This is a genomic window from Flavobacterium sp. (assembly GCF_046073885.1).
Taxonomy (GTDB): domain Bacteria; phylum Bacteroidota; class Bacteroidia; order Flavobacteriales; family Flavobacteriaceae; genus Flavobacterium.
The window spans coordinates 1-15,156 of the sequence record NZ_JBJTND010000009.1 but is presented as its reverse complement, the minus strand read 5'-3'; the positions used below and the strand labels follow the sequence as shown (position 1 = coordinate 15,156).

General features: G+C 33.3%; 16 protein-coding genes and 1 riboswitch. Of the genes, 13 read left to right on the top strand and 3 right to left on the bottom strand.

What is annotated here, in order from left to right:
- Positions 1 to 314: 314 nt before the first annotated feature.
- The 5 genes from ACKOWY_RS00990 (at position 315) to bioA (ending at position 4,131) form a co-directional block, all read left to right on the top strand.
- Positions 315 to 596 (top strand): F0F1 ATP synthase subunit epsilon, encoded by a 282-nt coding sequence (locus ACKOWY_RS00990; protein ID WP_408939574.1) that lies wholly within the window; start codon positions 315 to 317, stop codon positions 594 to 596.
- A gap of 63 nt (positions 597 to 659) precedes the next feature.
- The gene (locus ACKOWY_RS00985; RefSeq protein ID WP_408939573.1) at positions 660 to 1,805 is read left to right on the top strand and encodes an aminotransferase class I/II-fold pyridoxal phosphate-dependent enzyme; all 1,146 of its coding nucleotides are present in this window, start codon (positions 660 to 662) and stop codon (positions 1,803 to 1,805) included.
- 4 nt (positions 1,806 to 1,809) lie between these two features.
- The gene (locus tag ACKOWY_RS00980) at positions 1,810 to 2,220 is read left to right on the top strand and encodes a DUF2007 domain-containing protein (RefSeq protein WP_408939572.1); all 411 of its coding nucleotides are present in this window, start codon (positions 1,810 to 1,812) and stop codon (positions 2,218 to 2,220) included.
- Positions 2,221 to 2,838 carry a dethiobiotin synthase gene (gene bioD, locus ACKOWY_RS00975; RefSeq protein ID WP_408939571.1) on the top strand — a complete coding sequence of 206 codons (618 nt, stop codon included), beginning with the start codon at positions 2,221 to 2,223 and terminating at the stop codon, positions 2,836 to 2,838.
- Between the two features lie 21 nt (positions 2,839 to 2,859).
- Positions 2,860 to 4,131, top strand: coding sequence for an adenosylmethionine--8-amino-7-oxononanoate transaminase (gene bioA, locus ACKOWY_RS00970; RefSeq protein WP_408939570.1), 1,272 nt, complete (start codon positions 2,860 to 2,862; stop codon positions 4,129 to 4,131).
- 55 nt (positions 4,132 to 4,186) lie between these two features.
- On the opposite strand, the gene ahcY is transcribed toward bioA, so the two are convergent.
- Positions 4,187 to 5,503, bottom strand: coding sequence for an adenosylhomocysteinase (gene ahcY / locus ACKOWY_RS00965; RefSeq protein WP_408939569.1), 1,317 nt, complete (start codon positions 5,501 to 5,503; stop codon positions 4,187 to 4,189).
- A gap of 128 nt (positions 5,504 to 5,631) precedes the next feature.
- On the opposite strand from ahcY, the gene ACKOWY_RS00960 reads away from it, so the two are divergent.
- The 5 genes from ACKOWY_RS00960 (at position 5,632) to ACKOWY_RS00940 (ending at position 11,612) form a co-directional block, all read left to right on the top strand.
- Positions 5,632 to 6,258, top strand: coding sequence for a 4'-phosphopantetheinyl transferase superfamily protein (locus tag ACKOWY_RS00960; protein WP_408939568.1), 627 nt, complete (start codon positions 5,632 to 5,634; stop codon positions 6,256 to 6,258).
- A gap of 2 nt (positions 6,259 to 6,260) precedes the next feature.
- Positions 6,261 to 6,974 carry a geranylgeranylglyceryl/heptaprenylglyceryl phosphate synthase gene (locus tag ACKOWY_RS00955; protein ID WP_408939567.1) on the top strand — a complete coding sequence of 238 codons (714 nt, stop codon included), beginning with the start codon at positions 6,261 to 6,263 and terminating at the stop codon, positions 6,972 to 6,974.
- 17 nt (positions 6,975 to 6,991) lie between these two features.
- Positions 6,992 to 7,609 (top strand): nicotinamide riboside transporter PnuC, encoded by a 618-nt coding sequence (gene pnuC / locus ACKOWY_RS00950; protein ID WP_408939566.1) that lies wholly within the window; start codon positions 6,992 to 6,994, stop codon positions 7,607 to 7,609.
- The gene (locus ACKOWY_RS00945; protein ID WP_408939565.1) at positions 7,573 to 9,183 is read left to right on the top strand and encodes a DUF4301 family protein; all 1,611 of its coding nucleotides are present in this window, start codon (positions 7,573 to 7,575) and stop codon (positions 9,181 to 9,183) included. The genes pnuC and ACKOWY_RS00945 overlap by 37 nt, the downstream gene beginning before the upstream one ends.
- 62 nt (positions 9,184 to 9,245) lie before the next feature.
- Positions 9,246 to 9,341: riboswitch (TPP riboswitch) on the top strand.
- A 96-nt stretch (positions 9,342 to 9,437) separates the two neighbouring features.
- Complete coding sequence (locus ACKOWY_RS00940) at positions 9,438 to 11,612, top strand: TonB-dependent receptor (RefSeq protein ID WP_408939564.1); 2,175 nt, start codon at positions 9,438 to 9,440, stop codon at positions 11,610 to 11,612.
- Positions 11,613 to 11,653: 41 nt separating this feature from the next.
- On the opposite strand, the gene ACKOWY_RS00935 is transcribed toward ACKOWY_RS00940, so the two are convergent.
- A complete protein-coding gene (locus tag ACKOWY_RS00935; protein WP_408939563.1) occupies positions 11,654 to 12,076 on the bottom strand; it encodes a Rieske (2Fe-2S) protein in 423 nt (140 codons plus the stop codon).
- Positions 12,077 to 12,288: 212 nt separating this feature from the next.
- Between ACKOWY_RS00935 and greA the strand changes: the two genes are divergently transcribed.
- The 3 genes from greA (at position 12,289) to ACKOWY_RS00920 (ending at position 14,102) form a co-directional block, all read left to right on the top strand.
- Positions 12,289 to 12,765: a transcription elongation factor GreA gene (greA, locus tag ACKOWY_RS00930; RefSeq protein ID WP_353084196.1), complete on the top strand. Its 477-nt coding sequence runs from the start codon at positions 12,289 to 12,291 to the stop codon at positions 12,763 to 12,765.
- Positions 12,766 to 12,767: 2 nt separating this feature from the next.
- Positions 12,768 to 13,157 carry an HIT family protein gene (locus tag ACKOWY_RS00925; protein WP_408939562.1) on the top strand — a complete coding sequence of 130 codons (390 nt, stop codon included), beginning with the start codon at positions 12,768 to 12,770 and terminating at the stop codon, positions 13,155 to 13,157.
- 72 nt (positions 13,158 to 13,229) lie between these two features.
- Entirely contained in the window at positions 13,230 to 14,102 is an 873-nt protein-coding gene (locus ACKOWY_RS00920) for an SH3 domain-containing protein (RefSeq protein WP_408939561.1), read from the top strand.
- 1 nt (position 14,103) lies between these two features.
- Here ACKOWY_RS00920 and ACKOWY_RS00915 read toward each other — a convergent pair.
- The coding region (locus ACKOWY_RS00915; protein ID WP_408939560.1) for a sensor histidine kinase at positions 14,104 to 15,156 on the bottom strand (1,053 nt) is incomplete at its 5' end.

Here is a 15,156-nt window from a genome sequence, read left to right as displayed (position 1 = left end):
TGTGTAGTAGGGTTACGGAAACCAGTTTGGAAAGATCCTCTAAAAGTGTGATTTTTTTGTGATCCTGCAGAGTATACAGCAGAAATTCTTGGAGAGTAATTACCGTCAAAGGATTTAACATGATTATTGATGGAGAATTAGATCACTTGCCAGAAGCTGCTTTCAACCTTAAAGGAACTATTGAAGACGCTATCGAAGCAGGACAAAAAATGTTAGCAGAAGCATAATAAAGCTGGAAGATAGAAGCCAGAAGTTAGAATACTTAATTGTTTTTCACTTCCTACTTCTAACATCCAACTTCTAACTCAAAAATTATGATTTTAGAAATAGTATCACCAGAAGCTACATTATTTAAAGGAGAGGTTACTTCGGTTTCTTTACCAGGAGTGGATGGGTCTTTTCAAATATTAAATAATCACGCACCAATAGTGTCCATTTTAAAACAAGGAACTGTAAAAATTACAGCGGCTAGTTTTGATTTCCAAAAAGAAGTAGAAAGTAAATTTACCAAAGTAAATGATCAAAACTTCAATTTAGAAATCAATTCAGGTACTATTGAAATGAAAGACAATAAAGTAATTGTTTTAGCCGACTAAGACAATTTGTAAATAAAACTTAAAAGCCAAGCAATTTTGTTTGGCTTTTTTTATTTTTGATAGATGAAAAATTTCCCAAAAGCACTTGCTCTTAAACTACAACAGCGCGAAGCAAATTATGCCTTGCGGGAACTGCCTTTTTCAAAAGATAGTATCGATTTTGCTTCCAATGATTATTTGGGGTTTGCCAAAAATGAAACAATTTTTAATGAAACCCATGAGTATCTTGTGCAAAATAATCTAAAAGAGAATGGGGCAACAGGTTCTCGATTGATTTCTGGGAATCATTCTATATATACCACTATCGAAAACTTTATTGCCAAGTTTCACGAAGTTCCTGCAGCTTTAATTTTCAATTCGGGTTACGATGCCAATGTAGGTTTTTTTAGTTCGGTACCGCAGCGAAATGATGTAATTCTATATGATGAATTGTGTCATGCTTCCATTCGTGACGGAATTGCAATGAGCAATGCCAAATCCTATAAATTTCAACATAATGATTTAGAAGATTTACAATCCATTATTAAACGTTGTCACACTGAGCCTGTCGAAGTGTATGTGGTTACCGAGTCGGTCTTCTCAATGGATGGCGATTGCCCCAATCTGGAAGAATTGGTTTCAATTTCTAAAAAATACAATTGCCATTTAGTGATTGATGAAGCTCATGCATTAGGCGTTTTTGGCGAAAGCGGAGAAGGATTGGTGCAAAGTTTGGGTTTTCAAAATGATGTTTTTGCAAGAATTATAACCTTTGGAAAAGGGCTAGGATGTCATGGCGCAGCTGTATTAGGAAGTGACGAATTAAAAAGCTATTTAGTCAATTTTGCTCGAAGTTTTATTTATACCACCGGTTTATCACCACATTCGGTTGCTACTATTTTTATTGCCTATCAGCAGTTACAAAAAGGAAAAGTTGCCATGCAAAAGCTAAAGCAAAACATTCAATATTTCAACCAAGTTAAAGCCCAAAACGGATTAAAATCACTTTTTGTATACAGTAAATCGGCCATTCAATGTGCTATTATTCCCGGTAATGAAAAAGTAAAATCTATTGCAGCTAATTTGCAAGAAAATGGCTTTGACGTGAAAGCCATACTTTCACCTACGGTTCCCGAAGGGCAAGAACGACTGCGCTTTTGTTTGCATTCTTATAATTCGGAAGAAGAAATTTTCAATGTCTTACAATTGTTGAGTAACTTTGTATTTTAAAACTATGGAAAACTCTTTATTTACTCTAATTGGAAGATTTCAGTATTCTTCGGAAGCTATGATTTATAAAGGTAAATTAGAGTCGGAGGGTATTGAAGTATTTATGAGAGATGGGGCAACAATAGATGCAAATCCACTTTATAGCAATGCCGTTGGAGGAGTGAAATTATACGTTAACAATGAAGATGCAGATGTAGCGAACCTTATTTTATCTCAAATCAGTCCGTTTTCTCTAGACGATAATAATCAACTCATTAAATGTCCGAAATGTAATGCGGAAAAAATAGAAATGATGACCACGGTTAAAGACCTCAAATCATTTTTATTATTTGTTTTTTCAGCACTAATAAGTATTTTTCCATTTCATACGAAATACAAATACAAATGTCAAAATTGTAAATTTGAATTTAACTAAATGAAACTATTTATCACAGGAATCGGAACCGACGTTGGCAAAACCATTGCTGCTGCAATCATTACGCAGGCATTGGAAGCAGACTATTGGAAACCCATTCAAGCAGGAGATCTTGATAATTCAGATAGTCATAAAATTCAAAAATACATTTCGAATAATAAAACCCAAATTCACTCGAATAGCTACAAACTAAATACGCCTGCAAGTCCGCATTTGGCTGCAGCGATTGATGGAGTTTCAATTGATATCAAACAAATTAATGAGCCAAAAACCAAAAATCATTTAGTTATTGAAGGTGCCGGAGGATTGTTAGTTCCTTTAAATGATACCGATTGTATTATTGATTTAATTCAGAAGGAGTATAAAGTTATTTTGGTATCCCGACATTATTTAGGCAGCATCAATCACACTTTGTTGTCATTTGAAGCATTAAAAAACAGAAATATACCAATCGCCGGAATTCTATTTTCGGGAGAGGAAAACAAAGCTACAGAAGAAATTATCTTAGCCAAAACCAAAGCCAAATTCATTGGAAGAATTGAAGAAGAGCCTTATTTTGATGCTAATGTAATTCAGTATTATGCCGATGAATTTCGAGATAATTTATTAAAACTATAGATTCAAAAATCAAAAATCGTAATGAGCCTTTCCCAAAGAGATCAAAAACACAATTGGCATCCGTATACTCAGCATAAGACGGCTTCCCCTGCTGTTGCCATCACCAAAGGACAAGGAGCTTTGTTGTGGGATGAAAACGGGAAAGAATATATTGATGCGATTGCTTCTTGGTGGGTAAATCCCTACGGTCATTCCAATAAATATATTGCCGATGCCATTTACAAGCAATTAACTTCTTTAGAACATGTTCTTTTTGGCGGATTCACACACGAACCTGCGGTGGTGTTGTCTGAGAAATTAATTGAAATTTTACCTTCCAATCAAAGGAAACTATTTTATTCTGATAATGGTTCTACGGCTGTGGAAGTTGCTATCAAAGCCGCTTTGCAATTTCATTACAATAAAGGAACTACTAAAACCAAAATCATTGCATTTGAAGATGCTTTTCACGGAGATACCTTTGGCGCAATGGCTGCAAGCGGAATTTCTTTATTTACAGAAGCATTTCAAGGATCACTTCTTGAAGTAGTTCGTGTGCCAATTCCAACCAAAGGGAATGAAGACAAAGCCTTGGCTGTTTTAAATGATTTTTTTGCAACTAATGCCTGTGCGGCTTTTATTTTTGAACCTTTAGTATTAGGTGCTGCCGGAATGGTTATGTATTCCCCAGAAGTATTAGATAAAATGATTGCTTTATGTAAAGAACATTCGGTTTTTACAATTGCAGATGAAGTGATGGCGGGTTTTGGGAAAACGGGTAAAACTTTTGCAACAGATTATTTGGTAAATAAACCCGATATGATGTGTTTGTCTAAAGCCTTAACTGGTGGAACTATTCCAATGGCTATTACGACATTTACACAAGAAATTTTTGATGGTTTTTATGATGAAGACATCAATAAAGCATTATTTCACGGGCATACTTTTACTGCCAATCCAACAGGTTGTGCCGCTGCAATAGCAAGTTTAGAGTTATTGCAAACCGAAGAAATGCAAGAAAATGTAATCCGAATAAATAAGCACCATTTGGATTTTGAAAGCAAAATAATAAATCATCCAAGGGTAGAAACCACTAGAGTGCTGGGTGTAATTTTTGCTCTGGAAATAAAATCTGAGCGTAAAGAAAGTTATTACGGCACCCTTCGCAATAAATTGTATAATTTCTTTATTGAAAACGGAGTAGTATTAAGGCCTGTTGGAAATATTGTCTATATATTACCACCTTATATAATAACAGATACTCAATTGCAAAAGGTCTATCAAACGATTGAAGATGCATTAGAAAATGTATAATTCCAACAAAAAAAGCCCTTGCATTTGCAAGGGCTTTTTTGTTAGTTATACTTGATTAATATCTGTAGTATTCTGGTTTGAATGGACCTTCAACAGCAACACCAATATAATCAGCTTGTTCAGGGCGTAATGTTTCTAATTCTACTCCTAATTTAGCTAAGTGTAAACGAGCTACTTTTTCATCTAAATGTTTTGGTAACATATAAACGTCATTGTTATAAGCAGCGCTGTTATTCCATAATTCAATTTGAGCTAAAGTTTGGTTTGTAAAGGAATTACTCATTACAAAACTAGGGTGACCTGTAGCGCATCCTAAGTTAACCAAACGACCTTCAGCCAAAATGATGATGTCATTTCCATTTACATTATAAATATCAACTTGAGGTTTTACTTCATTTTTGGTGTGACCAAAATTTTTGTTCAACCAAGCCATATCAATTTCATTGTCAAAGTGACCAATATTACAAACAACCGTTTTGTCTTTCATTTTTTCAAAATGAGAACCCAAAACGATATCTTTATTTCCAGTTGTAGTTACAATGATATCTGCAGTTGCAATAACGGTGTCTAATTTTTTCACTTCATATCCGTCCATTGCTGCTTGAAGCGCGCAAATAGGATCAATTTCGGTAACCGTTACTATAGAACCAGCACCTCTAAAAGAAGCTGCAGTTCCTTTTCCAACATCACCATATCCACAAACGATTATTCTTTTACCAGCCAACATTAAATCGGTTGCTCTACGAACAGCATCTACAGCCGATTCTTTACATCCGTATTTGTTATCAAATTTTGATTTTGTAACCGAGTCATTAACATTGATTGCAGGCATTGGTAAAGTTCCCGCTTTTACTCTTTCATATAATCTGTGAACTCCAGTAGTAGTTTCTTCAGATAATCCTTTAATTCCTGGAACTAAGTGTGGGTAACGATCAATTACCATGTTAGTTAAATCTCCACCATCATCCAAAATCATATTTAAAGGTTTTCTATCCTCTCCAAAGAATAAAGTTTGTTCAATACACCAATCAAAATCTACTTCATTAAGACCTTTCCAAGCATATACTTGAATCCCTGCAGCAGCAATTGCAGCAGCAGCTTGATCTTGAGTTGAGAAAATATTACAAGAAGACCAAGTAACTTCTGCTCCTAGAGCAACCAAAGTTTCAATTAAAACTGCAGTTTGTATGGTCATGTGTAAACATCCTGCAATACGAGCACCTTTAAGTGGTTGTTCGTTTTTGTATTCTGCTCTCAAAGCCATTAAACCCGGCATTTCTGCTTCAGCCAATTCAATTTCTTTTCTTCCCCAAGCTGCAAGTGAAATATCTTTCACTTTAAAAGCTACATATGGTAACGTTTGTGTACTCATCTATTATGTATATTTGTTTTTTTAAATGTGGTTGCAAAATTACAACATAGGTTTCTATTTTTATAATTTATTTTCAAATTTGTGAAATGTTTAATTTCTTAAGCCACTGTAAAACAATAAAATACTAAATGCCTTTATTTAAAGAAGTTATATTAAATGAAACTGCTGTGCTCTATCTTTGGAAAATTACCGAAGATATAGAATGGTTTAAAGGCGCTGCCCAACTCAATTTAGCTTCTCAAAAAAGAGTTGATTCGATGAAATCGGAAAGCCATCAAAAAGGATTTCTTGCAGTACGAATGTTATTACAACACCTTGGTTATACCGATTTTGATCTGGAATACGACGCCAACGGGAAGCCACATTTAAAGGATGGAAAATGCTTATCAATTTCCCATTCGCATGAATTTTCTGCTATTGCAGTAAGTTCAAATCCAATTGGAATTGATTTGGAGCAAATGAAACAGAAGACATTAAAAATTGCTTCTCGATTTATGGATGTTTCACACTTGGATAATTTATCGGAAGCAGAAAAAATTCAAAAAGCAACCGTTATTTGGGGTATTAAAGAAAGTGTTTTCAAAATAAAAAGTAAGGAAGGAATTAGTTTTCTAAATCATATTTTTGAAAACGAATTTAATTTGGAAGACAAAAAAACCATTGCTCAATTGCGATTGAATTCTGAAATTGAGAATTTCAAAATAGTATTTAACTCCGTAGAAGATTATATCTACGTTTGCGCTTTTCAGTCGTAATTATGGAATCAATTTATTCTCAAATAGTAGCTGCAAAGGCAATAAACCAAAAACTTTTAGCCCTACTCATCGACCCCGATAAAGTGGCTATGGATCAAGTTTCTGTTTTAATTCAAAAAATAAATACCTCTCCTGCAACCCACATTTTAGTCGGCGGAAGCTCTTTCGATGGAGATTATTTAGAGGATTTGATTGCAAAATTAAAGTCGGAAATTGAGTTACCAATTTTGCTTTTCCCAGGAAATCCTTCACAAATTTCTCCAAATGCAGATGCTATTTTATTCCTAATGCTACTATCTGGTAGAAATCCTGAGTTTTTAATAGAACATCAAATAAATGCGGTTCCGATTTTAAATAAAACCAATCTAGAAGTAATTTCTACAGGCTATCTGTTAATTGAAAGCGGAAAAGAAACTGCCGTAGAACGCGTTAGTAAGACTAAACCACTAGACAGAAACAATCCCGAGTATGTTTTGCAAACGGCTCAAGCTGGAGAATACCTTGGAAATAAACTAATTTATTTAGAGGCCGGAAGTGGCGCAAAATTTCCTGTCCCAACAGATATGATTACTTTAGTTTCTCAAAACATTAAAATTCCAGTACTTGTGGGAGGCGGAATTCGTTCAAAAAACGAAATTGAAGCTGCTTTTAGTGCCGGAGCTGACATGGTGGTAATAGGTACCGCATTTGAAAACGACAGTAATTTTTTTGATTAACTTAACCCAGAACCCTCTTGATCGACTTCTTCCTTTCTCAATACAAAAATGCTTCAACACTTCAAATTATTTTGGAGTTTATGGCATTTGTTTTTGGAATTGTAAGTGTTTTTTGTGCTAAAAAAGAAAACATATGGGTGTACCCAACCGGGTTAATTTCTACCGTAATTACCGTTTATTTATTATATCAAGCGCATTATTTTGGTGACATGACCATGAATATTTATTATTCTATAATGAGTGTTTATGGTTGGTACAAATGGACATCCAAAGGAAATCAAACCGAATTAAGTATAACCAAAACCAATAAGAAAGAAAAAGTTATAGGAATCTTCTTATTTTTCTTAACCATTAGTATTACCTTTTTGGTATATAAATTTTTTCATTATTCCCTTGAAATTCCTAATTATATTGATATTTTTACTTCAGGAATATTTTTTACAGCAATGTGGTACATGGCTCTAAAAAAAATCGAGAATTGGACCTTGTGGATTATTGGTAATTGTATAGCGGTTCCGTTATTTGCCTATAGAGGCTTGGGAATGTTATCTTTGCAATATATAATTTTTACAATTTTAGCTGTTTTAGCATACATAGAATGGAAGAAAATCTTAAACAAAAATCAACTCAAATAACTTCTGATTTTGCAGAAGCTCAAGAATTAGGATTTAATTCTCATGATTTTAATGAAATTATAAAGCGAAAAATTGACTTAAAAACGGTTGCAGATCAATTTCAAGTTCTAAAAAATGGCTTGCCAAAAATAAATATAGACCGACCTGCCGTTTTAAATGATGGAATTGAGCCACTTTCAGAAGAAGACGCCAATTATTTTGCGAACTATTTTGAAGAAAAAAAGAAAAATTTAAAGATTACAAAGTTTGTGCCTGCATCGGGTGCTGCCAGTAGAATGTTTAAATTTTTAAATGAATTCATCAATGAATACAACCCAGAGCTAGAAACAATAAATGCTTATATCAATAGAAAAAACGAAAAAAATCTCTCTCTGTTTTTAGTTGGGAAAGAAAAATTTGCGTTTTATGAAGCTGTGTTAAACAGTGCTAAGGCAATAATTCCTGGTTATGATTCCGCTTCTAAAGATATAAAAGACTATGCCTTTATTAAAGCAATGTTGTCATCTGATTATTTTAATTTTGCTAATAAACCAAAAGGGGTTTTACCTTTTCATAAATACCCCAACAACCATATCGCCACCGCTATAGAAGAGCATCTTAACGAGTGCGTTGCCTATGCTAGTTCGCTAAAAGGTTCTTATCTTCATTTTACGGTTTCCATTGAGCATCAAGATGAATTTGAGGCTATTATTAACAAAATAAAATCTCAATTTGAGACTCAAAACCAAATTTCAATTCATGTAAATTATTCCTATCAAGATAAATCCACCGATGTAATAGCTGTGGATATTGACGGGAATCCATTTCGAGATGAAAACAATCAATTGGTGTTTAGGCCAGGAGGGCATGGCGCCTTAATTAAGAACTTAAACAACCTTCAAGCGGATGTTATTTTTATCAAAAACATTGATAATGTAATTCAAAACCACATTAAAGAAGTGGCTTTGTATAAAAAGGCACTTGCTGGTAAATTAACCCAACTTCAAGAAAGTACTTTTGCCTATTTGAAACTTTTGGATAGCGATGTTATTTCAAATGAAAATCTTACTGAAATAGTTAATTTCATAGAAACTAAATTAAAAATCTCCATAACTGAAGATTTTGAAAAATACACCAATACCAGTAAAATCGAATACTTGCATAACGAATTAAATCGTCCGATTCGTGTTTGCGGAATGGTAAAAAACGAAGGCGAACCTGGTGGAGGTCCTTTTTGGGTTTTTGACAAAAAAGGGAATTCTTATTTGCAAATAATTGAAGCTTCTCAAATTGATAACGATCAACAAAAAATCCTTGAAAAAGCCACTCATTTTAATCCGGTAGATTTAGTTTGCGGAACCAAAAATTACAAAGGAGAATATTTTGATTTAACTCAATTTATAGATCCGAATACGGGTTTTATTGTAGAGAAAAATAATAACGGCAAGCCTCTAAAAGCCTTCGAATTACCAGGTCTTTGGAATGGAGCAATGGCAAAATGGCTGACTGTTTTTGTAGAAGTTCCTTTGTTTACTTTTAATCCGGTGAAAACAGTGAACGATTTATTAAAACCCGCCCATCAACCGGGGAATTAAAATAATATTTTATTTTTTCATTGGTAATTTTCTAATTTCAAACAACATTTTATATCTTTGCCCTGTCTCAAAAGGGGTGCTCTAAATAACGAGCTGAGATTATACCCAATGAACCTGGGCAGGTAATGCTGCTAAGGGAAAAGTGACTACAATTGTCTTTCTGAACTTATTCAGAATCTCGTAGTCATAGGAAACAAACAATTTATTTTTAACAAAGAATAATTACCTCTTTTTATTCGTAATAATTTTTACGGATGGAATTTTTATTTAGTCAAAAATCAAATTTCAAAATTTTGAATTTTGAAGCGCAAAGTCAAAAGGAATATTATTTACTACCTATTCTTTTTATTCTATTTTCTATTAACTCTTTTAGTCAAGAAAAATCAAAGGATTCAATTAAAGTAAAGCAGTTAGACGAAGTATTGGTATCTGCGGTTCGGGCAACGAATAAGACACCGGTAAGTTTTACTAATGTAACAAACAAAGATTTTCAAAATCGGAATTTAGGTCAAGATATTCCAATCTTATTGAATTTTTTACCTTCTGTAGTTACAACTTCAGATGCTGGAAATGGCGTTGGTTATACCGGAATTCGTGTTCGTGGTACCGATGCAACTCGAGTGAATGTAACTATTAATGGGATTCCATATAATGATTCGGAAAGTAGTGGTACTTTTTTTGTAAACATTTCAGATTTTGCTTCATCCGTTGAGAGTTTGCAGTTGCAACGTGGAGTAGGAACTTCAACTAATGGCGCGGGTGCATTTGGCGCAAGCCTTAACCTATTAACCGATTCCTATTCAAAGAAAAATTTTGGCGAAATTTCTAACTCATTTGGAAGTTTTAACACCAAAAAAAGCACTGTTAAATTTAGTACCGGATTAATGAACGACCACTTTGAAATAGCAGGACGTTTATCCCAAATTAATTCGGATGGATACATTGATCGAGCTTTTTCTAATTTAAAGTCCTACTTTCTTCAAGGGACCTATGTTGGAAAAACAACTTTAATTAAAGCATTAGTTTTTGGAGGAAAAGAGAAAACATATCAATCATGGTATGGTGTTGATGGCGAAACTATGAATGGAGATCGAACTTTTAATTTTGCAGGAATGTATACCGATGCTTTTGGAAACATACGTTTCTACGACAACCAAACCGATAATTATCAGCAAGATCATTATCAATTGCATTGGAATGAGAAAATTTCAAGTAAATGGAATACCAATTTAGCAATACATTATACCAAAGGCAAAGGATACTATGAAGAATATCAAAACAACCAAAACTTTGCTGATTATGGTTTAACTCCAATCACAGTAAACGGAACCACAATTGATACAACTGATTTAATCCGACAAAAATGGTTGGATAATGATTTTTATGGTACTACTTTCTCAGCAAATTATAAAGATAATAAAGTTGATTTTATTTTTGGTGGAGCCTACAATCAATACAAAGGCAAGCATTTTGGAGAAGTGATTTGGGCGAGATATGCTTCTACTTCTGAATTAGGAGATCATTATTATGATAATCATGGCAATAAGAATGATGGAAATGTATTTGCAAAAATCAATTATCAGCTATCAGCAAAATGGAGTTTGTATGGCGATTTGCAATTCCGTCAAGTTCAATATAAAGCGGATGGAGTGGCTGCTGGAATAGCGGATGATACATTTAATTTCTTTAATCCAAAAGCTGGAATTACCTACATGGCAAATTCTAAAAACACTTTTTATTTTTCGTATGCAAAAGCAAATAGAGAGCCAAATAGAACCGATTATGAAGGAGGTAGTGTGAAGCCAGAAAAATTAGATGACTACGAATTAGGATGGCGCTATGCAACCAAGAAAGTTAAGTGGAATGCAACGATTTATTACATGGCCTATAAAGATCAATTAATTCTAACTGGGAATTTAGATGCTGTAGGAAATCCAATTCGTTCTAATAGTGAAAAAAGCTATCGTTTAGGTTTGGAGTTAGACGCAACACTTGCAATTTCTAAACAGGTAAGCATCCGACCAAATATTACAATAAGCCAAAATAAAAATGTAGATTTAAATGTAGATAGTGTGAATTTAGGAAATAAAAATATCGCCTATTCACCTAATCTAGTTGCAGGAAATTGCTTGGTATACCAACCTAGAAATGGCTTTCAGATTGCACTTTTATCTAAGTTTGTTGGAGATCAATATTTAAATAACATTGAATTAGAAGATGCTAAATTGCCAAATTATTTTGTCAATGATTTGAATGTTTCGTATCAAATTTATCCAAAATCAATCTTCAGCTCGATTGTATTTACTGGGTTGTGCAATAATATTTTTAGCAAGAAATACAGCTCTAATGGCTATATGTATGACATCTATCCGTATTATTATCCTCAGGCTGGAAGAATTTTCTTAGTTGGTATGACTTTGAAATTCTAGGAAGCAAATAAAAAAGCCAAGTTCTATATTTGGCTTTTTTATTAGTTATAAACTCGAATTACATCGCCGTTTATTTCAACACGATATTGTTTTAAGGGATAGGGTTTCCCTGTGCTTTGTCCCGTAAACAAATTATAATTTTCACTTCCGCAAGGGCAATTGGCATTAGACCCGCTTAGTGTGAGTGTAGAACAGGTTGTCAGATTTTGATTAGGGCAGGCTCCATCCCATGCTTTATACTCACTCCCCGTATTAAATACTATTATTCCTCTTGAAGGCCCATTGGCAGGATAAGCTTTTACTGCGTTTCCAGCAAAGTTCAATCCGCTGTAACTAGGTAAGTTTTTATTTATATCCATTGAAAAATTATAATTTGGAAGATACGGATTGTCGTTGTTAAACTTATCCTTGCTGCATCCTAGTATGAATAAAGATAAAAAAATCAGATATGTTATTTTTTTCATATTTAAAAAATTATCAAAAGCTACAATTAAATTTTTTTAGTTAACTTTGTGTAGTATTATATAACAAATGTAGGAATTTAATACGCAAATTAGTTATCTTTGAAAAAAGAAATCCCGTCTTGATGGGATTTTTTCTATTTTAAGATGAAGATTGAAAATTTATTCGAATACAAAATACTTTCAATTTATTGAAAGAAAAAAGAAATGAAATTATGAGCACTGTATCTTATTACACCGCAGAAGGACTGAAAAAATTAAAAGAAGAATTAGATTATCTAAAAAATGTGGCACGCCCTAAAGCATCTGCCGATATTGCTGAAGCAAGAGACAAAGGAGATTTGTCTGAAAATGCCGAATACGATGCTGCCAAAGAAGCACAAGGCATGCTTGAAATGCGAATTGCAAAATTAGAAGAAATCCATTCTAATGCCCGTCTTATTGACGAAAGTCATTTAGACACTTCAAAAGTATTGGTTTTATCAAATGTGAAGATTAAAAACCAAACCAACGGAATGGAAATGAAATATACTTTGGTTGCCGAAAGCGAAGCCGATTTAAAAACCGGAAAAATATCTGTAACTTCTCCAATTGGTAAAGGATTGTTGGGAAAATCGGTAGGTGAAGTAGCTGAAATTATTGTTCCAAATGGGACTTTAAAATTTGAAATATTAGAAATTTCTAGAGACTAATTATGTCTAGTATTTTTACCAAAATAGTACTAGGAGAAATACCTTGTTATAAAATAGCCGAAGACGATAAGTTTTTGGCTTTTTTAGATGTAAATCCCAATGCAAAAGGACATACTTTATGTATTCCGAAGCAAGAGATCAATAAGATTTTTGATATTGAAGACGAATTGTATCTTGGATTAATGCAGTTTTCTAAAAAAATTGCAGTTGCTCTTGAAAAAGCCATCCCTTGTAAACGAGTAGGAATGGCCGTAATTGGTCTTGAAGTGCCTCATGCACATGTGCATTTAATTCCGTTAAACGAGATGGATGAAATGCGTTTTCAAAATAAAGTTTCGTTAACCAAAGAAGAATTTGAAGCCATTGTAAAAGCGGTTCAATCTAATTTGTAAAATAAAAGATAAATAGGCTCTACAAATTTGCAGTTTCTTCTGTAAGTTTGTGGAGTTTTTATTTCTACCTACATGAAAAAAGCCTTTATATTACTAGTATTACTCACTCAAATTAGGGTTTTTTCACAAGAGAAAAATTCTTATAATTATTACTGGAATAACGAAGAAAATCTGAAAGCAATGGTAGGTGTTTCCAAGTGTTATGTTCGGGAAAATCCATCTACAAAAGCTACTTTATTGGATTCACTTCAAATAGGCAAAGAAATCACCGTAATTAAATCAACCGATAGCGATTATGAAATTAATGGCCTAAATGTTTCTTGGGTTCAAATTGAGTACCAAAATAAATTAGGCACTATTTCTAGGGGATATTTATGGAAAGGATTTATTGCATTGGGATATGTCAAAAAGAAGGGGCTAACCTTTCTAACTACATTAGATAAATTTGAAATTAGAAAAAAGGACAGTAGTGATTTTTTTTTCATTTCTGTTAAAGTACTGAATGATAAAAATGAGATAGTAGCTCAAAAAACTATTCAAGAAAGTTTGGGTGAAAGTTCCTATTTTCAAAACAAAGCAATTGGTAGTTTAGGATTAACAAATGTGAAAGATATTTACAGAATAAGCTTTGAAGGAGAAGCTTGCGGAATTGCATCACTTTATTATTATTTTGCTTGGAATGGAACTAACTTAATACAATTACCTGGCAAAATTTCAGGAGTAGATCCGGGATATTATCATATTGAAGATTTTATTTTTCCAAAAGAAAAAGGAGGAAAGCCAAACAGGATTTTCAAAGTTTATAAAGAAGGGGAAGCACTAGATGAAGAAGCGTTCAATCCAATTTATAAAGTTGAGGAATGGCAAGAAGTTTATGAATGGAATGGAGAGAAAGCCCTTTTTATTAAAAAAAGCAAGGTTAAAAAATACCGAAGTAAAGAGTAAGCTAATTTGTTTTTTTGTACAAAATCTGCATGGTAGTTCCTTTGCCAATTTCTGAGTGAGAAACTTTTATTTTTCCTTTATGGTATTCTTCTACGATTCGTTTAGTTAAAGACAATCCCAATCCCCAGCCTCTTTTTTTAGTAGTAAAACCGGGTTCAAAAACCTTTCTAAATTGATTTTTCGGAATTCCTTTTCCGGTATCGGAGACATTAATTTTCACCTGTTGCCCCGATTTTTCAATAGATAATTTTAATGCCCCTTTGCCTTTCATGGCGTCAATTGCATTTTTCATCAAATTTTCTATAGTCCAACTATGTAATTCTGGGTTTAAAGCAATGAATAAAGGCTCATTTGGAGCAATAAAATCAAAGGTAACTTGGTGAGAGAATCTTGATTTTAAATAATCAAATGATTGACGGGTTTCCGCAATGACATCCTTACTTTCAAGTGCCGGTTCGGAACCAATTTTTGAAAATCGGTCGGTTATTGTTTGAAGTCGGTTGATGTCTTTTTCAATTTCTTGAATAATAGATGCAGAGATATTTTCTCCTTTCATGATTTCCAACCAACCTATTAATGACGATAAAGGAGTGCCAATTTGGTGTGCCGTTTCCTTTGCCATACCAGCCCAAAGTTTGTTTTGCGAAGCTAATTTTGTGCTTTTATAAAAATTATAAACAACCGTTCCGAACAAAAAAATAATCAGTAAAAGCGCAATTGGATAATATTTTAATTTATTTAATAACGATGAATCGCCATAATACAGATAGTGTTTTTGACCTACAGAAATTTTCATTTCTATGGGTTTGTTTTGATTTTTTAGTTTTTCTAAAAGTTTTTTAAGCTGAATGGTATCTTTTACTATTTTTTCGTCGATGTTTTTTGAGTTGATAATCGAGTCGTTTCGTGTTTCTATAATTGGTATTGTTGCCGATTGAATTAGCTCGAATGGCAATTCAATATCGGTTTCGCCTGTTGCTTGGTTTAGTGTTTTTGCGGCCAATGCCCATTGTTTCATTTTTGTTCGTTCTTCGTTTTTAAAGATTTGAAAAAA